This window comes from Gilvimarinus sp. 1_MG-2023 (genome assembly GCF_030548285.1).
This window is the reverse complement of the sequence record NZ_JAUOSC010001917.1, coordinates 1-229: the sequence shown is the minus strand read 5'-3', so window position 1 is coordinate 229 and position 229 is coordinate 1. Positions and strand designations below refer to the sequence as shown.

Annotated in this window: 1 protein-coding gene; it reads left to right on the top strand. The window is 49.8% G+C overall.

Annotated elements, in window-relative coordinates; translation table 11 throughout:
- Positions 1-15: 15 nt before the first annotated feature.
- Positions 16-229 (top strand): MHYT domain-containing protein (locus Q4563_RS23955; RefSeq protein WP_442903884.1); only part of this gene is annotated, 214 nt, incomplete at its 3' end.

Here is a 229-nt window from a genome sequence, read left to right as displayed (position 1 = left end):
GAATACAACTGGGCAATGGTTTTGCTCTCGTTCTGCATTTCTGTATTGGGATCATATACAGCACTAAGACTTGTGCAGGGCATGATTACATCACAAAAGGAAAGCGTGCTGTTCTGGGTGGTGGGAGCGGCTCTTGCCTTGGGTGGTGGTGGTGTCTGGGCGATGCATTTTGTTGGCATGTTGGCTTTCGACACCGATGCCAATTATGGGTATGAGCTGGGTATGACGC